Here is a 16,459-nt window from a genome sequence, read left to right as displayed (position 1 = left end):
GACACTCTACGCTCAGATGCGGGCGCCCTTCTTGAGGTTGCAGCGGCGGCACAGCAACTGCAGGTTGCCGGCGCTGGTCGCGCCGCCGCGGCTCCACGGGATGACGTGGTCGAACTCCAGGTACTCGGTGGCCTGGCACTCCACGCACGCGCCACCGTCGCGCTGCCACACCTCCGTCCGCACCGCGGCCGGCACCGACCGGGAGTCGCGCTGGGCCGGTATGACGGCGGTGCGTCTCGCCTTCCGCATCGCGCCGGTGAGCACGGCCGCCACGTACTCGGGGTCGCTGACCTCGTAGATGCCAGAGCCCCGCCTGGCGGTCGTCGAGATCACGATGTTGGTGTACTCGGGCCGGACCTCCACGATCCTCGACCAAGGCAGGTCGGCGCCGGCGCCGCCGACGAAGCGGAACTTCGCGTTGGTGGCAATGATCTTGCCGGTGCTGCGCCGCAACCCGGTCTCCGCCTCCCGCACATACACCGCCGGCTCCTCCAGGTGCAGGACCTCGCCGTCTCCAAGGTTGAGCCTGGTGTGCTCGACCCTCGGCACCTCGCCGTTGCTGATGAGACCGATCTCCAGCCCGCGCTGCATCCGCCGGCGCATCTCGACGACGGCGGGATCGGCGATGCCGAGCTCCCGGACCGCCTCCTCGAACTCGTCCATCTCGTGCTGCTCGATGAGGTCGTCGGCGAACGCGAACGTCAGCACCCGGTGCAGGTAGTGCAGCGCCGCCGGACGCAGGGCCTCCCGCCCGTCGCTCTCCGGGATGCGGTGCCGACGCAGCTCCGCCCACAGGGCGTCCCAGTCAGGCCCGCTCGGCCCGGAGGAGGCCAGGACCTCGGCCGCTTTGGTGCGCCATGCAGCGAGGAGAGCCACGCTGTCGGGTGCACCTGCGTCACCGTCGTCGTCCTCGTCGACGGTGACGCCGTAGCCCGTCGCGAGCCCGGCCAGCCCGGAGTCCCAGCCCTGGCCGACCGCCCTGAACTTCCAGCCGTCGCCGCGCCGGTACAGCTCGCCGAAGACGACCGCCGCGACCCGTTCGACGTCCTGGATCGGGAAGCTCGCCAGCTCGCGGCCGTGCTGCCCGGTGACGGTGACCTTCAGCCCCGGCACGGTGTCGAACGTGCCCGCGTCCATGGATCCGGCGATGACCACCTTGTGCACGTCGGACGGCAGCCGTCCGAGGTCGACCGCGATGGTGGCCGTGCGATGGCCCCCGTCCGTTGCGCGCATCGTCAGGCACCGAACGGCCGAGCCGGGGCCCGACGATCGTGCGGGTCCGGTGGCAGCGGGTCCGGCGTCCCGTGACGCCGGGCCCGCCGGGGCGGGGTGCTACGGCTGGACGACCAGGCGGAAGGACTGGGCGGGCCGCCAACCTGTCCGTCAGGGGATCCACCGCCGCACAGTGACGACCGGCTGACCGTGACGGGGGGCGCAAATCGGTGAACCTCGAACGTTCGGGTGAGATCAGGTACGTAACCGTCAGGATAGTCTCGTGCCCGTGACGCGGGAGGCGCTTCCGTCGGCCGGTCCCGTGGCGGGGGTGGCCGCGTGGCGGTACGTGCAGGCGGCCGTCGCCGTCCTGCTGCTCGGGACCGTCTGGTGGGCCGCGTTCCTGGCCGGTTGGGTCGACTCCGAGGCGTTCGCCTACGTCTTCGTGCCGGTCGGTGGGGTCCTGGCCACCGCGTCGGTGCACCACATGCTGCTCGGCGGCGGCCTCGACCCCGTCGCCCGGCGGTTCTGGCGCGGGCTGCGGGGCGCCATGGCGCTGATCACCATCGGGTACGCGTGGCTGGCGCTGGACATGCTCACGCACGCCGACGAGGCCCACACGCGCACGATGCCGGTCCTCGCGGCCGTGAGCGTCGGGATCGGGTTCCTGGCCGCGTTGTGGGCGGTGGCCCGGGTGCCGGTGATGCCGACCGGCGGCGTCGAGTGGTGGCGGATGCTGCTGGACCGCACGATCGGGTTCCTCGGCTGCGCGGCGGTCCTCTGGTACGCGGGGCTGGCGCCCATGCTGTCGGCCCGCGAGCCGTGGAGCCGGCAGGCGATGGTGCTGGTCGGGCTCGCGTTCGTGGCCGCGGTCGGCGCCGCGACGAAGGTGTCCTACGTCGCCGGCGGCCCCGTCGACCGGACCGCGATCCGGCTCATCGCGGCCAGCGGCGGCGTCACCGCCGGGATCGTCGCGGTGCTCGCCGTGCGGTTCGGGCTCATCGCCGCCGTGCCCGCGCAGGCGGTCGTGATGCCGCTGACGCCGGTGCTGGCCACGCTGGGCGTCGCGGCGCAGTGGCGGGCCAACCTGGGGCTGCGCCGCGACAGCGCCCGCAGCGGCAAGTGGCTGCCCTACCTGGCGGTGGTCGCGGTCGACCTGCCGCTGGTCGCGATGGCGTTCGGCGCGCCGCTGGAGTGGCCCGGCCGCGTCGTCGTGATCGCCGCCGTGCTGGTGACGGCGCTGGTCACGGCCCGGCAGTACCTCACGTTCCAGGACAACACGCGGCTGCTCGCCGACATGCGAGACCAGGAGGAGCGCCTGCGGTACGAGGTGAGCCACGACGCCCTGAGCGGCCTCGCCAACCGGGCGCTCTTCCGGGGCCGGATCGCGACGGCGCTGACCTCCCCCGACCCGGCGTGGGTGCTGCTGGTCGACCTCGACGACTTCAAGGCCGTCAACGACCTGCTCGGCCACGGCGTCGGCGACCGGCTGCTGGTCTCCGTCGCGCAGCTGCTGCAGGCCGAGACCGGCACCGCCGGCCTGCCGGTGCGCGTCGGCGGCGACGAGTTCGCGGTGCTGCTCACCGGCCCCGGCGCCGACCCGGAGGACCTCGCCGCCCGGATCCTGGCCGCGCTCGATCAACCGATCAGCGAACACCGGCTGCTGGTGCAGGCCAGCATCGGCATCGCCGCCGTGCGGCCCGGTGCCACCGTCGACGCGGTGCTGCGCGACGCCGACGTCGCCATGTACACCGCGAAACAACGCGGCAAGGCCGGCTTCGTGCGCTACGTCGACGGCATGGGCGAGCCCGTCCTCGCGCACATGCAGCTCGGCGGCGAACTGCGGCGGGCCCTCGACGGCGGCGAGCTGCGGGTGCTGTACCAGCCGATCCTGCGCCTCGACGACCGCCGGCTCGTCGGCGTCGAGGCCCTCGTCCGCTGGCACCACCCGACCCGGGGCGTCATCAGCCCCGCCGAGTTCATCCCGGCGGCGGAGCGGACCGGGCTGATCGTCCCGCTCGGCCGGTTCGTGCTGCGCGAGACCTGCCGGCAGGCGGCGAAGTGGCTGGCCGAATTCGGGCCGGACGCGCCACAGCGGGCCGCCGCCAACGTCTCCGCGCGGCAGCTGCACGACCCCGACTTCGTCGCCGACGTCACCGCCGCCCTCGCCGACAGCGGCCTGCCCTGCGAGCGGCTCGTCCTCGAGGTGACGGAGTCCGCGGTGCTGCGCGGGCAGCAGGTGTCGCGGACGCTGTACGACCTCGACCGCATGGGCATCCGCCTGGCGCTGGACGACTTCGGCACGGGCGAGTCGTCGCTGAGCCTGCTGCGCGCGTTCCCCGCCGCGATCGTCAAGCTCGACAAGTCCTTCGTCGACGGCGTCGAGATCGACGACGGCCAGCCCGCCGCCGCCAACGCCCGCCAGGCGGTCGCCCGCGCCGTCGTCCAGCTCGCCCACACCCTCGGTCTCGACACGGTCGCCGAGGGCATCGAGAGCGCCGAGCAGGCGGCGGTGCTGCGCGAGCTCGGGTACACCGTCGGCCAGGGTTACCACCTCGCCCGCCCGATGACCGCCGAGAGCGTGTCCGCCCTGCTCGCCCGCCAGCAGTCCCTCACCGCCGCCGACCGCTGAGCCGCCTCCGGTGGTCAGCCGGACAGCCAGCGCAGGGTGTCGGCGTAGAAGGCCGCGGTGCGGTCGGGCTGTTCGTCGCCGAGGAGGTCGCCGCCGACGGGGTAGCCGCGGCCGGCGAGGAGCCAGCCGAGGAGGGCGTACGGCGCCCGGAACGGCGCGAGCTCCTCCGGCGGGACGTGCACGCGCTGGCCGGGCACCGCGGGCGTGAGCGTGTCCCGCTCGTACACCGGGACGAGCGAGACGATCCCCCACCGGCCGCCGCGGCGTTCGAGGCGGTAGACGATCCGCGTGTAGGAGACCAGGTCGGCGAGCGTCCCGCCGGCGTCGGTGCGAACCTCGATCGCGGCGGGGACCTCGGCGAACGCCCGGTCGCCGACGACCTGGACGACCGGCGGCGACAGGCGGTGCACGCTGGCGTTGCCGGCGGCGGCCATGGCCCGGGAGGCGTCGACGAAGCCCGGGCCGTCTCCGGTGTACCAGCTGAGGGCGACCGTCGAGTCCGGCCAGTAGCAGGCGCGCATCTGGTCCCACCAGCCGCGGTCGCGGGCCTGCCGCTCCAGGAGCACCACCTGGCCGGCCGCGGCGGCGTCGCTCACGTGACCACCGTCCCGGCGAGACGGTCCTTCGTCGCGGCCAGGTGCGCCGCGGACAGGTGCGTGCCGGCGCGCACGACGCCGGTGACGCGGTGCAGGTGCGCGGCGTCGGTGACCGGGTTCGCGTCCAGGAGCACGAGGTCGGCGTTACGGCCCGGCTCGACAGTGCCCATCGTCGCCGTTGTACCGAGGAACGACGCGGCGTCCAGCGTCAGCATCCGCAGCAGGCGCAGCGGCGCGATGCCGGCCTCGGCGAGCAGGTCGATCTCGTCGTGCAACGCCGCGCCGGGCACGACCCAGACCGCGCCCGAGGAGTCGGTGCCGACGAGCATCCGCACGCCGGCCTCCTCGAAGATGCGGGCCATGCGGTACTCGTAGCGGTGCGAGGCGGCGAGGGTCGCCCGCTGCGCCAGGGTGAACCTGCCGAAGCGCGCGGCGACGCGGTCCCACGTCCTGCGGGTCGCGGCCGCCATGTAGCGCAGGTCCTCGTCGGTGGCGAACGACGGGTCGTCGCAGAGCTTGCTGGTCTTCTGCCGGATGAGGGTCGGCACGTGCCAGGTCCCGTCGGCGGCGAAGCGCGCGGCGAGGTCGTGCGCGTGGTGCTCGTCGAAGGTGCGCACGGCGCGGTCCAGGATCTCGACGTCCTCGGCCTTGTTGAGCAGCACCGGGTTGAGCACGACCCGCCGCATGACCGCCGCGACGACCCGGTCCATGAACGGCAGCCTGGCCGGCGGCAGCCGCAGCCGCGAACGGGCGCCGGAGGCCTCGCGCAGGGCCGGCTCGTCGGTGGAGCAGCAGGCGAGGACGCCGAGGCCGGAGCCGAAGTGCTCGACGGACTTCATGCCGATGCTGGAGGCGCGCAGCACGTCGATCCCGGCGGGCAGGTGCCCGACGATCGGCACGCCGAGCCGGAGCGCCTCGGCTTGCGCGTCGAAGAAGTGCTCCTTCGACATCGCGGCGGACTTCACGAAGTCGGCGCCGGCGGCGACCTGCTCGCGGACGGTCGCGGCGGCCTGCTCGGCGGTGCCGGTGTTGAGCATCGTCAGCAGCGGCCCCGGCATCGCCAGCAGCGCCGGTGCCGCGGCGGGCAGGCGCAGTTCACCGGCGGCCCGGGCGCGCAGGAGACCGAGGTCGCCGTGCATCTGGCGGAAGCCCGTGATGCCGTGCGCGAGCATCAGCTCCAGGGTCGGGGCGGGATCGCCGTGGCCCAGCGGGTGGGCGTGCATGTCGTTGTACCCGGGGACCACGTACCGGCCGGAGACATCCACCACGGTGGCGCCGCGGGGCGCCTCGAGGCCCTCGCCGACCGCGGTGATGACGCCGCCGTCGGCGAGCACGTCGGTGCCCGGCCGCAGCGAGCCGTCGCGGGTGTCGACGACGGTGCCGCGACGCAGCAGCAGCAGCGCGGTCACCGCGCGCCGCCGGTCAGCTCGTGCGCGTTGCGCGTGGTCAGGTCGCGCCAGGTGTCCGTGTCCGTGTCCGTGTCTGTGTCCGCGTCCGGCGGCGGCGGTGCGGCGTCGACGGCGGCGATCTGGGCGAGAGCCGCGGCGGCGGGCGTCCAGCAGTAGTCGCTGCCGTAGACGAGCCGACCGGTGCCGAACGCCGCGTCGAGGGCGGGGATCTGCCGCGGGAACGGAGTGCCGGCCATGTCGTACCAGAGCCGCCGCAGCTGACTCGTCACGGTGGGCGCGTCGGGTGCGGCCCCCATCGGGAACGCCGCGCGGAACATGTCCATGCGGTCGGCGAGCAGCGGCAGCACCCCTCCCCCGTGCGTCAGCAGCCACCGGATCCGGGGATACCGCACCAGTACGCCGTTGAAGACGAGGTCGGCGGCGGTCCGGGCGGTGTCGAACAGGAACTCCAGCATCGGCCGCGGCCGTCCCAGCGCGACCGACTCCGCGTGCGGCGGCGAGGTGGGGTGCACGAAGACGAGCGCGCCGCGCCGGTCGAGGTCCTCCCACAGCGGCTCGAGCCGGCCGTCGCCCAGGTACATGCCGTGGTGGTTGCTCTCCACGACGATGCCGTCGGCGCCGAGCGTGTCCAGCGCGTACGCGGCCTCGGCCCGGGCGCCGTCGACATCCGGCAGCGGGAGCGCCGCGAAGTGCCCGAACCGCTCCGGCCGCCGCGACCGCACCGCCGCGCCGAACTCGTTGACGTCCCGGGCGAGGGCACGCGCGGCGGCGTCGTCACCGAAGTGGACGCCCGGCGAGGAGATCGACAGGTACGACCTGCCGATACCGCCGCGGTCCATGAGCTCCAGGTGCGCCTCCGCGCTCCAGGACGGCCAGCCGGGCATCCCGTCGGGGTGCTCGACCCCGGCGGCGCGGGCGGCGGCGACGTAGTCGCCGGTCACGAAGTGGGCGTGGAAGTCGATCAGACCGGTGGATGCCATCTGGTAGTCCTCGTTCCGCTGTCCGGTTCGGCGTCCGGAGGTTTCGCGAGGTTTCGCGTTCGCCGGAGCCGTGTGCGACGGTAGGTCGGTGACCCGTCCAGCGGAACCGGCCGTGCCGGTGAGTGGAACACCGGCCGCGTCACCAGCCGCCAGGCCTGGGGATGCGGTGATCGAGCGGGCGTTCGCGCTGCTCGGCGCGTTCGACGCCGACCACCGCTCCCTGCCGCTCGCCGACCTCGCCCGTCGCAGCGGCCTCCCGCGCAGCAGCGCGCTGCGCCTGGCCCGCGCCCTGGTCGACGTCGGGGTACTGGAGCGGCTCGCCGACGGCCGCTTCGTCGTGGGCCTGCGCCTGCTGGAGATCGCGTCGCTGGCACCGCGCGGGCACGGGCTGCGCGCCGTCGCCATGCCCTACCTGGAAGACCTGTTCCACGTGACCCGCCAGCACGTGCTGCTCGCCGTCCGCGACGAGGGCGAGGCGCTGCTCGTGGAGCGCCTGTCCGCCCGCGACGCCAGCCCCGTGCGGTACCGCATCGGCGGCCGCCTGCCCCTCACCTCGACCGGAGTGGGCCTCGTCCTGCTCGCCGAGGCCCCGTCGCAGGTGCAGGAGGACGCGATCGCCGCATTCCTGCCCGACGACGGCGGCGACGACATCCACTCCCCCGCCGACCTGCGCCGCGCCCTCGCCGAGATCCGCCGCGGCGGCTACGCGTACGCCCGCCAGAGCTCCCCGTGGCCGATGAGCACCGTCGCCGCCCCCGTCCGCGGCCCGTCAGGCGTTGTCGCCGCGGTGTCGGTCGTCACCCCCAGCCCAGGCTTCACGACGTCGTCCTACATCCCAGCCGTCCAGGCCGTCGCCCGCGCCATCTCCCGCCAGCTCGCCACCTGACCCCCGGCCCCGGGCTCCCGGTCACCCACCTGGACGCCCTGCGCTACGACGACTCTTCATAAGCCGAGTGCGACCGGGGCGGAGGGTGTCCCGAAGGTGAGCAGGTCGGTCAGCGGTATGGCAAGGTCACGGGGCGAGAACAAGTCGGGCCCGGTGTAGTCGGCGATCTCAGAGAGCCGCCACCAACGAAAGCCGGCGAGATGCTCATCAGCGGCGAGTTGGTCGTCGGTGAACTGGCCCTGAGGCTCGAAGTGGGTGGCGCGGACGAGGAAGTAGTCGTTGACGACGCCGTCGAAGCGGGGCGCATGATCTGCGCTGACGACTACTTGATGCCAGACGTGCGGCGGATCGATGGCGGCGACCAGGCCGGTTTCCTCTCGCAGCTCGCGGCGCAGCGCGGACAGCCCGTCCTCACCTGGTTCTATGCCGCCACCTGGAGCGGCCCAGACGGCCTGCGCCCCGTTCGGGACCGCCGGGTGGGGGAAGACGAACCGGCAAAGCAGCACGCGGTCCTCTTCGTCGAGAATGATCGCGCGGGCGGAGGCTCGAAGGTTCAGCGACATGGCAGACTCCTGATTCCGTGCGCGTGGTACCGCAATGATCGGCGAGAGACACAGCTGAACACGGCCAGCGAATCCGCTACACCACCACGGCGCCGACCGGCCGGCGCCGACGGCACGGTTGTCGACGAGTTCGCTGGCACCGTGCCGGCGTCGGCTGCGGCTCAGAGTCCACGACTGCCGTCGATGGCCTCGCGGATGATGTCGGCGTGGCCGGCGTGTCGAGCTGTCTCCTGGATCAGGTGCATTGCCACCCAACGCAGGTTCTCGTCAACCAGGTCCGACCGTGCGCATCGCGCTTCGAGGTCGACGCCGGCCACGATCTCCCGGGACACCGCGATCTGCTCCAGGTAGTACGCCACAACGCTCTCCACCGTGTCATCGCCGCTGAGAGCAAACGTGGCGTCCTGGCCTTCGTCCGCCACCGTCGGCCACTCGTCCGGAAAGTCTCGGCCCGCGAAGATGATCTGAAACCATCTACGTTCCCAGACAGCCGAGTGCTTCAGCAGACCCAGCAACGACAGAGAACTCACGGTCGCAGCCATGCGCGCATCCTGGTCGGACAGGCCGTCGACCTTACGGATCAACGCATCTCGCGCCTGGTCGAGAAAGCCGCACAGAGCATCTCGCTCGGTCGCGGTCGAGAACGCGTCGGTCGCCACGTCGCACACAATATCGACATTCGCCGCTCCGCAGGTTTCTTCCATACGCATCGATGATCCTGTAGCTTCTTTTCATCACTTGCCGTCGATGCCTGGATCGGAGCTCGCCATGAACCTTTCCGCCGTGCTGTCCCGTGGGGCGGTGGTGTTCGCGCTGCTCGGGGTCGTCGTGCCCTTCGGCGGACCGGCCGCCGCCGCGCTGCCGGTCGTCGACATGGAGCAGGTCATGCTCGCTGCGCAGGTCGACCCGCCGAAGAGCGACACCGGGCAGACTCCTGGCGCGGCGGCGAGCGTGCTGGAGGTCGAACGGGCGCTGTCGGCGAAGGGCTTCCTGGCCTCAGCCTCGGTCGATGGGCACTACGGCACCTCGACCGTCGCGGCGTATGCGGCCTGGCAGCGCTCACTCGGATACTCGGGCCTGGACGCCAACGGATATCCGGGGCCGTCGTCGCTGACCACGCTCGGCAGCGGCCGGTACACGGTCACCAGGCCGATCAACACCGGTTCACGGACCAGCTCGTACGGGGGCGAACGGGTCAACGCCAGGACCCGCGACATGCTCGCCGCGGCCGATGCCAAGCTGTCCTGGAGCATCACGCTCAGCCAGGGGTCCTACACGTCGGCGAACCCCAGCTCCGCCGGTACACATGACGCAGGCGGAGCGGTGGACATCTCGGTCGCCAGCCTGAGCACCACGCAACGATGGCAGACCGTCCAGGCGCTCCGGACCGTCGGGTTCGCCGCCTGGCTGCGCAATCCGTCGCAGGGAGACTGGCCGTACCACATCCACGCCGTCGCAATCTCCGACACCGACCTGGCCACGGGGGCGGCCAACCAGGTGCACGACTACTACTTCGGCAAGAACGGCCTGGCCAACCACGCTGCGGACGACACGCCGTCCGCCTATCGAGTGGCGTTCACGTGGTGGGAGAAGTCCCGACGTTGACATCCTCTCCGCCCTGAAGGACGGAGATTCCCGCCATGCTGCGCGTGGACCGCGCGGCGTCTGGGTGGGTTACCGCTTCGCCGCGCGGTGCCGGGACGAGTCCCGGTCTTACCTGCGCTCCACGGTCGTTTCCGTTGTCCGCCTGTCCAGCGGCCAACACGTTCAGCGCCGCGTTCACGTCCCGGTCGTGGGCCGCTCCGCAGGGGCAGTCCCACGCTCGGACGTTGAGCGCCATCTTCTCGTTGACGCGTCCGCAGTCGGAGCACCTGCGGGTGGACGGGAGGAAGCGGTCCACCCGGGCGAAGGTGCGCCCGTACCGGGCGGCCTTGTACTCCAGCATGGCTGTGAATCCGGCCCACGCTGCGTCGTGCACCGACTTGGCAAGCCGGGTCCGGCCGAGACCGGCGACGCACAGGTCCTCGACGTACACCGCTTGGTTCTCGCGGATCAACGTCGTGGACAGCTTGTGCTGCCAGTCCCGCCGGGTGTCGGCAACCCGGGCGTGCGCCCGAGCGACCCTGATGACTGCCTTCCTGCGGTTGTCGCTGCCCGGCTGCTTGCGCGCGAGCGCCTGCTGCAACCGTTTGAGCTTGCGGGCCGCGCGCCGCAGGAACTTCGGCGCGGTGACCTTCGTACCGTCCGACAGCACCGCGAAGTGCGTCAGCCCGAGGTCGATGCCCACCTCCGAGTCCAGCTCGGGCAGCGGCTCGTCGGTGCTCTGGACGACGAACGAGGCGAAGTACCGCCCGGCCGCGTCCTTGATGATCGCCACGCTGGACGGGTCCGATGGCAGCGTCCGTGACCAGCGGACCACGAGGTCGCCGATCTTCGGCAGCCGCAGGCGTCCGTTGTCGAGAACCTTGAACCGGGAGTTCTTCGTGAACCGCATGGCCTGCCGGTTGTCCTTGCGGGACCGGAACCGTGGCGGTGCGACCTCGCGACCATCGCGCTTGCCGGTGACCAAGGCAAAGAAAGTTGCGGTAGGCGGTGTTCAGATCCGCGAGGGCCTGCTGCAACACCACGGCCGAAACCTCGCCCAGCCACGCCCGTTCCCGCGTCGTCTTGGCCCGCGTGATGACCTGCTTGGACAGCTCGGCGTCCGAGACGTACGGCAAGCCCTGCTCGCGGGCCTGCCGGCGCAGCCTGACCGCGTCGTTGAACACCACCCGCGCGCACCCGAACGCCCGCGCCAGCTCGATCTGCTGGCCAGGCGTCGGATACACGCGGAAGTTGTAACGGAGCTGCACGAGAAGCACGGTACATGTTGGTTTATGGCTGAACTTGCAGGCATCCGCACAGGCAGGCACTGTGTTTCTGCGATGCATGTCCACTTGGTTTTCGTCACGAAGTTCCGGCACAAGGTGTTCACCGACCGGCACCTGACCCGCATGGAAGCGATCATGCGAGACGTGTGCGCCGGCTTCGAGGCCGAGCTGGTCGAGTTCAACGGCGAGGACAACCACGTCCACCTGCTCGTCAACTTCCCGCCCAAGGTCGCGGTGGCCCGGCTGGTCAACAGCCTCAAGGGCGTGTCCTCCCGCCGCCTACGGCAGGAGTTTCCAGATCTCGTGCAGCACTACTACCGGGCCAACAAACTGTGGTCGGGCTCGTACTTCGCCGGCTCCGCCGGCGGCGCACCGCTGAGCGTCGTACAGCAGTACATCGAACAGCAGAACCGTCCCGGCTAAGGCACTGCTCAGGCCTGGCGGCCCTCCCAACGCGGGCCTTCACCCCCGGCCTGAAGGCCGGAGCACTGGCCCGCATTCCGGTAGCCGTCACGACAACAACGGCCGACCCATCGCCGGGTCGGCCGTTGTTTCGGTGCGGTCATATCGAGGCGTGTGTGCCATCCTCCTCCTGTCGAGATCCACAACCACGGGGAGTCCGCCTTGCACACGCGCCGAAGACTGACCGCCCTGGCTCTCACCCTGGCCGCCGCGGCGACGCTCGCCGCCGGCTGCGAGGGCACCCCCGACGTCACCTCACCCGCCGCGAGCACGGCGCCCGCCGCGAGCACCGCGCCCAGCGTCACCGTCGCGTCGGTGTGCCAGGCGATCGACGACGTCTACGCGCCAGAGCGGCTGATCCTGACGAGCACGTGGGGGCAGTACGTCACCGCCACGAACCAGGGCGACGCGACCAAGGCCGCCGAGTTGAAGGCGAAGCTCGAGGAGATGGTCCCGCGGCTGAGCAAGGCGGCCCGCGCCGAGGTCGCGAAGTCGCCGGACGCCGGCCAGCGGGCGGCCCTGGAGCAGTACCTGGACGCGGTCGACACGTGGTACACCAAGCCCTCCTCCGGGGACGCCGTCACCCTCCTGGAGAAGGGCGTCGAGGCCGCGCAGCAGTACTGCCCGAAGATCCGCTGACCCCTCGCCGCCGGTGCCGCGCCTTCAGCCGGCGTGCGGCAGCCGGCCAAGCAGGCGGCAGCGGATGTCGGCCAGGTTGATGCCGAGGTCGTGCAGGACCTTGGCGGCCAGACGTCCGCCCTCGCGCAGGACGCCGAGCAGGACGCCGTTCGTGTACATCGGCGCCGGCCGGCCCTACGAGCGCCAACCCGGGAGCTTCCGCAGGAACCCGGCTTGCCCGTGATCCTCGGGTCCCGTCTCGAAGCCTGGGCCGTCGTTCTCCGAGGTGGCGTCCGGGTCGTTGCCGGGGGCCCGGGCGCGGCTGATCAGCGCGGCGAACACCGTCCCGCTGAAGACCAGCACGGCGATACCCACGGTGAGCACCCCGGCCAGCGTCGGATGCCACTGGTCGGGCCGCCGGACGTTGTCGCATGGCTGCCAACGCGAGTAGTGCACGGTGACGGTGTCGCCGGCCGCGATGTTGTCGAGGTCCGGGAAGACCTTGGTGGTGGCCTCACACCGGGTGCCGTCAGGCAGGACGAACACCGCGGCGTACCGCGGCGGCTGGTCGACGGTCACCGAGCCGACGGTGAGCGGCTGCTGCTCGACCCGCTGCGCGGTGGCAACGGCCTCGCCGCCGTGGGCGTCCTCCCACGTCTGCCACAGCGCCATCCCCAACACGACCGCCAGGAACGCGCCCCAGATCCCCATCAACCAGCGCATGTCTTGAGGTATACACCTGCGCCACGCTCAGGGTGCGCCCGCGGCGGAGCCGTTCGTCCACCTCCCGTGGAGCGGTACACGCACCGGCGGCTGGACGGGTCGTTCGCGAGATCGTGGCTGACGCTGCGGAGACCGGTCGCTGACTGTCCTTCCGCGGCGCGCCCTGCCGCTCCGGCCACGCACGCCCATTCCGCCGTGCCGGCCCGTTCCGCTCAGGTCAAGACCGGGAACAGCTGGACCGAGCTCCGACCGGTTGCGGCCTCGATGAAGTCGACCGGCGGCGCCATCCCGGCGAGCAGCTCCGTCGTATGCGCCAAGCCGTCGGGGGGCACGTTCGGCGGCTGGCCAAGCGCGCGTTGAAGGTCGAGCAGGTGCACGGTCGCCTCCATGATGCCGATGCTGACGGCTTCGTCGAGGCGCAGAATCGCATACCCGAAGTAGTCCACGGCAATGGGGCCGAGCTGGCGCGCGGTCGCGATCGCCCGCGGTCCAGCGCTGGCGAACTGCTCGATCATCTGCGCAGTACTGTACGTGGCCGCATCTTCGCGGGCACCGGCCGCAGTCCGGTCCCGCCCGCGGTTGGCGACCCCGTCCGGGGTGTTGAAGTCCCGAAGGAGCGCGGCAGCTGTGGGGTGCGTGGGTTCGGCATCCCGGACCCGGTCCACCAGGCTTGTGAACGCGAACGGCCATGACCCGGCGTGCGCGTACAGGCTCCGCACGTCCCAGGTGCCAAGCCGGGTTGGCCGGCACCATTGCTCGTCGGTAAGCGCCCGCCCGTGTTCTGCCCAGACCGACCAGAGTGTGTCGAGTGCCGTGAGGCGATCCTTGATCGTCATAGCTCGATGCTACCGACAGGCGACGAGCTGGTGGCGCTCGCAGCCGTCAACGAGATCGGAAATCCGAGGACGATCCAGATCATCACCCCGGGAAGACGAGCGGCTTCGCAGACAAGCACTCCGTCGGCTTCTTGGCTCATTGGGTCAGGCGATGCGGCGCACGCGGCGGATCGCGAGCCAGACGAGCAGCGCGGCGGCCGCGACGAAGATGCCGGTCTCGATCCACTGGAAGGTCCAGAACCGGCCCTCGGGCTGATACACCTGGTAGTTGTAGGCCCCCGGGCGCAGGCCCATCTCCCGGGCCGCGGCGCATAGACCACCGTCGCCCTCCGGCCGGCAGAGCATCATGCCGCCGGTGACGCGGGTGCCGTCCGCCTGGCGCACCTCCGTCGACATCAGCCAGGTGCCGGCCATCAGGTCGACGTGGTCGTCGATGCTGAGGCTGCGGGTGAGCGGCGCCATGAAGCGCGGCCGGGCGTAGAGGCCGACGGCGACCCGCGCGGCGATGTAGGCCGGCAGGGTGACCGCCATCGCGGACATGACCTTCGGCAGCAGGGTGCCGGCGTACAGGCCGAGGGCGACCGCGAACAGCGTGTAGCCGACCGGGACGACGCCCTGGACGTCGAAGAAGATCTCGGTGAAGCGGCTCTCGCGGAACTCCAGGGGTTCGAACCACCAGGCGATGCCCAGGCCGTAGCCGGCGGCGAGGACGGCGACCGCGCCGCCGAGGAGGCCGGCCTTGGTCCAGGCCCAGTGCCGGCGGCTGATGCCCTGGGTCCAGATCATGCGGTGGGTGCCCTGCTCGATCTCGCGGGCGACGAGCGGCGCGCCCCAGAACAGGCCGAAGAGCAGCGGCACGGCCAGGAGCAGCACCGCGACGTAGAGCAGTGGGCTGTAGGTGTCGATGAACTGTTTGAGCCCGCGGTCGCATAGCTCGCCGCCGGTCGCGCAGCGCTGCCCGACGAGCCGGTCGAGGTCGCGGCGCATCGCCAGGCCGGTCGGCACGATGAACGCGGCGAGGGCCGCCAGCCCGAGCAGTGTGTAGAGGCCCTGCTTGCGGTGCTGCCGCCAGGTCAGCCAGATCATGCCGCGACTCCCCATGCCTCGTGGGTGGCCTCCGTGACGCCGTCGGACAGGTAGGCCAGGATCAGGTCTTCCAGGGTCAGCTCGTGCACCGTCCACGACGGGTCGGTGACCCGGCCGGTGACGCGCACCAGCAGCGTCGACTGCCGGTCGGTGTGGCGGGCCCGGACGACGGCGGCCACGCCGCCGATCGGCTCGCCGTGGTGCCGCGGGCCGACCAGGCGCCGGTGCTCGCCGACGATGTCGTCGACGGCGCCGGACAGCTGCACGGCGCCGGAGCTGAGCACGACGAGGTGGTCGCAGGAGTGCTCGAGGTCGGCGAGGATGTGCGAGGAGAGCAGCACGGTCGTGCCGGACTCGGCGACGCCGCCCATTAGGGTCCGCAGGAACTCGCGCCGCGCGACGGGGTCGAGGCTGGCGACGGGCTCGTCGAGCAGCAGCAGCCGGGGCCGCTTGGCGAGGGCCAGGGCCAGGGCGACCTGGGCGCGCTGGCCGCCGGAGAGCTTGCCGACCGGGATCCGGGGCGGGATGCCGGCCTGGGCGAGCCGGGTCCGGGCGAGCGTGGCGTCCCACCGCCGGTTGACCTTGCCGCCCATGGTGACGAGGTCGTCGGCGGTGAAGTCGCGGTAGAGCGGGGTGTCCTGGGCGACGAAGCCGATGTCGGCGAGGGCGGCGGTGTTCTCATATGGCGTGTTGCCGAAGACCCGCACCGCGCCGGCGTCGGGGCGCAGCAGGCCGACGGCCAGGTGCAGCAGCGTGGACTTGCCGGATCCGTTGGGCCCGACCAGCGCGGCGACCCGGCCGGCCGGCAGACGCAGGGTGCAGTCCCGCAGCGCCCAGCGTGCCCCGTACCGCTTGCCGAGCCCGTCGGCCTCCAGCACGTGCTCCATCTCGTGTCCTCTCATGCCAGCTCCTCCAGCAGGGCGTCGGCCTGCCGCGCGGCGCGGATCGTGGTGTCGACGAGCGCGCTGACGTCCTCGTCGCTCAGGCCCGCCGCCTGGGCCCGGCGCAGCCAGTCGAGCAGCTCGGTGCGCAGGTCGGCCTGGTTGGCGAGGGAGTCGCCGGCGAGGGTGCCGGTGACGAACGTGCCGACCCCCGGCCGCCCCTCGGCGAGCCCCTCGAGCTCCAGCTCCCGGTAGGCCTTCAGCACCGTGTTCGGGTTGATGGCCAGGGACTGCGCGACGTCGCGGACTTTCGGCAGCCGGTCGCCGGGCACCAGCAGCCCGACCCGCAGGGCCTGTTTGACCTGCTGGACGAGCTGTACATAGGTGTTGACCTTCGACCGGCCGTCCAGCACGAACTCGATCACGCCGGCCGCCTCTCTGTTGTCCTACGACACTAAGACTATAGGACAACAGAAGTGCTGGCATAGGCTCGGGAATGAATCAACCGCTGGTGACCGTGTGCCGGGACTGCTGCTGCGGCTCGCCCCGCAAGCACCCGGACGTGGACCACGCCGGGCAGGTGGCCCGGCAACGGGCAGGCAGGGTGCGGGTCAGCGGGTGCCTCGACGCGTGCGAGCGGTCCAACATCGTCGTCGTGCACCCCACGCCCGCCGCCAGGCGGGCCGGCGCCCGGTAGATCGGAAG

Annotated in this window: 18 protein-coding genes and 3 pseudogenes; 6 read left to right on the top strand and 15 right to left on the bottom strand. The window is 71.8% G+C overall.

Annotated features, from left to right (window positions below):
• Positions 1–12 precede the first annotated feature (12 nt).
• The gene (locus ABZ321_RS49220; protein ID WP_354903380.1) at positions 13–249 is read right to left on the bottom strand and encodes an HNH endonuclease signature motif containing protein; all 237 of its coding nucleotides are present in this window, start codon (positions 247–249) and stop codon (positions 13–15) included.
• Positions 250–939: 690 nt separating this feature from the next.
• Positions 940–1,245 (bottom strand): annotated as a pseudogene (locus ABZ321_RS49215) (TerD family protein); the annotation flags it as partial.
• A 250-nt stretch (positions 1,246–1,495) separates the two neighbouring features.
• Between ABZ321_RS49215 and ABZ321_RS49210 the strand changes: the two are divergent.
• A complete protein-coding gene (locus ABZ321_RS49210) occupies positions 1,496–3,844 on the top strand; it encodes an EAL domain-containing protein (RefSeq protein WP_354903321.1) in 2,349 nt (782 codons plus the stop codon).
• A gap of 14 nt (positions 3,845–3,858) precedes the next feature.
• Here ABZ321_RS49210 and ABZ321_RS49205 read toward each other — a convergent pair whose 3' ends face one another.
• Genes ABZ321_RS49205 through ABZ321_RS49195 form a run of 3 tightly spaced genes read right to left on the bottom strand, consistent with a single transcriptional unit; the run spans position 3,859 to position 6,829 of the window.
• Positions 3,859–4,440, bottom strand: coding sequence for a nuclear transport factor 2 family protein (locus ABZ321_RS49205; RefSeq protein WP_354903319.1), 582 nt, complete (start codon positions 4,438–4,440; stop codon positions 3,859–3,861).
• Positions 4,437–5,849 (bottom strand): amidohydrolase family protein, encoded by a 1,413-nt coding sequence (locus ABZ321_RS49200; protein ID WP_354903317.1) that lies wholly within the window; start codon positions 5,847–5,849, stop codon positions 4,437–4,439. Before ABZ321_RS49200 ends, ABZ321_RS49205 begins: the two co-directional genes overlap by 4 nt.
• Positions 5,846–6,829: an amidohydrolase family protein gene (locus ABZ321_RS49195; RefSeq protein WP_354903316.1), complete on the bottom strand. Its 984-nt coding sequence runs from the start codon at positions 6,827–6,829 to the stop codon at positions 5,846–5,848. The genes ABZ321_RS49200 and ABZ321_RS49195 overlap by 4 nt, the downstream gene beginning before the upstream one ends.
• Before the next feature lie 166 nt (positions 6,830–6,995).
• Between ABZ321_RS49195 and ABZ321_RS49190 the strand changes: the two genes are divergently transcribed.
• On the top strand, positions 6,996–7,715 hold the full coding sequence (locus ABZ321_RS49190; protein ID WP_354903314.1) for an IclR family transcriptional regulator: 720 nt from the start codon (positions 6,996–6,998) through the stop codon (positions 7,713–7,715).
• Positions 7,716–7,771: 56 nt separating this feature from the next.
• Here ABZ321_RS49190 and ABZ321_RS49185 read toward each other — a convergent pair whose 3' ends face one another.
• Both ABZ321_RS49185 and ABZ321_RS49180 read right to left on the bottom strand, forming a co-directional pair.
• Positions 7,772–8,278 (bottom strand): NUDIX domain-containing protein, encoded by a 507-nt coding sequence (locus ABZ321_RS49185; protein ID WP_354903313.1) that lies wholly within the window; start codon positions 8,276–8,278, stop codon positions 7,772–7,774.
• 161 nt (positions 8,279–8,439) lie between these two features.
• A complete protein-coding gene (locus tag ABZ321_RS49180; RefSeq protein ID WP_344506995.1) occupies positions 8,440–8,988 on the bottom strand; it encodes a DinB family protein in 549 nt (182 codons plus the stop codon).
• A gap of 58 nt (positions 8,989–9,046) precedes the next feature.
• Here ABZ321_RS49180 and ABZ321_RS49175 point away from each other — a divergent pair, with 58 nt between their 5' ends.
• A complete protein-coding gene (locus tag ABZ321_RS49175) occupies positions 9,047–9,883 on the top strand; it encodes a peptidoglycan-binding protein (protein WP_354903311.1) in 837 nt (278 codons plus the stop codon).
• Here ABZ321_RS49175 and ABZ321_RS49170 read toward each other — a convergent pair.
• Both ABZ321_RS49170 and ABZ321_RS49165 read right to left on the bottom strand, forming a co-directional pair.
• Positions 9,855–10,772 (bottom strand): transposase, encoded by a 918-nt coding sequence (locus ABZ321_RS49170; protein ID WP_354903309.1) that lies wholly within the window; start codon positions 10,770–10,772, stop codon positions 9,855–9,857. The genes ABZ321_RS49175 and ABZ321_RS49170 overlap by 29 nt on opposite strands.
• A 286-nt stretch (positions 10,773–11,058) precedes the next feature.
• Positions 11,059–11,208: pseudogene (locus ABZ321_RS49165) on the bottom strand (helix-turn-helix domain-containing protein); the annotation flags it as partial.
• On the opposite strand from ABZ321_RS49165, the gene tnpA reads away from it, so the two are divergent.
• Together tnpA and ABZ321_RS49155 are read left to right on the top strand one after the other, a co-directional pair.
• Positions 11,155–11,571: an IS200/IS605 family transposase gene (tnpA, locus tag ABZ321_RS49160; protein WP_354903378.1), complete on the top strand. Its 417-nt coding sequence runs from the start codon at positions 11,155–11,157 to the stop codon at positions 11,569–11,571. The pseudogene ABZ321_RS49165 and the gene tnpA overlap by 54 nt on opposite strands.
• Before the next feature lie 201 nt (positions 11,572–11,772).
• Positions 11,773–12,249 (top strand): hypothetical protein, encoded by a 477-nt coding sequence (locus tag ABZ321_RS49155; protein ID WP_354903308.1) that lies wholly within the window; start codon positions 11,773–11,775, stop codon positions 12,247–12,249.
• 24 nt (positions 12,250–12,273) lie between these two features.
• Here the strand turns inward: ABZ321_RS49155 and ABZ321_RS49150 are convergent, their stop codons facing one another.
• From ABZ321_RS49150 to ABZ321_RS49125, 6 genes are all read right to left on the bottom strand, one after another.
• Complete coding sequence (locus ABZ321_RS49150; RefSeq protein WP_354903307.1) at positions 12,274–12,408, bottom strand: Clp protease N-terminal domain-containing protein; 135 nt, start codon at positions 12,406–12,408, stop codon at positions 12,274–12,276.
• Positions 12,409–12,423: 15 nt separating this feature from the next.
• Positions 12,424–12,951, bottom strand: coding sequence for a hypothetical protein (locus ABZ321_RS49145; protein WP_354903306.1), 528 nt, complete (start codon positions 12,949–12,951; stop codon positions 12,424–12,426).
• Between the two features lie 212 nt (positions 12,952–13,163).
• Positions 13,164–13,787: a maleylpyruvate isomerase family mycothiol-dependent enzyme gene (locus ABZ321_RS49140; RefSeq protein ID WP_354903304.1), complete on the bottom strand. Its 624-nt coding sequence runs from the start codon at positions 13,785–13,787 to the stop codon at positions 13,164–13,166.
• A gap of 144 nt (positions 13,788–13,931) precedes the next feature.
• Entirely contained in the window at positions 13,932–14,873 is a 942-nt protein-coding gene (locus ABZ321_RS49135) for a transporter (RefSeq protein ID WP_344507005.1), read from the bottom strand.
• Entirely contained in the window at positions 14,870–15,760 is an 891-nt protein-coding gene (locus ABZ321_RS49130; RefSeq protein ID WP_354903376.1) for an ABC transporter ATP-binding protein, read from the bottom strand. Before ABZ321_RS49130 ends, ABZ321_RS49135 begins: the two co-directional genes overlap by 4 nt.
• 11 nt (positions 15,761–15,771) lie before the next feature.
• Complete coding sequence (locus ABZ321_RS49125; RefSeq protein ID WP_354903303.1) at positions 15,772–16,179, bottom strand: GntR family transcriptional regulator; 408 nt, start codon at positions 16,177–16,179, stop codon at positions 15,772–15,774.
• An 86-nt stretch (positions 16,180–16,265) separates the two neighbouring features.
• Here ABZ321_RS49125 and ABZ321_RS49120 point away from each other — a divergent pair.
• Positions 16,266–16,448: pseudogene (locus ABZ321_RS49120) on the top strand (hypothetical protein); the annotation flags it as partial.
• Positions 16,449–16,459: the final 11 nt, after the last annotated feature.

Origin of the sequence: Dactylosporangium sp. NPDC006015 (assembly GCF_040614215.1) — a bacterium.
Taxonomy (GTDB): domain Bacteria; phylum Actinomycetota; class Actinomycetes; order Mycobacteriales; family Micromonosporaceae; genus Dactylosporangium; species Dactylosporangium maewongense.
The sequence above is the reverse complement of the archived record's forward strand: the minus strand, read 5'-3'. Positions and strand labels throughout refer to the sequence as shown.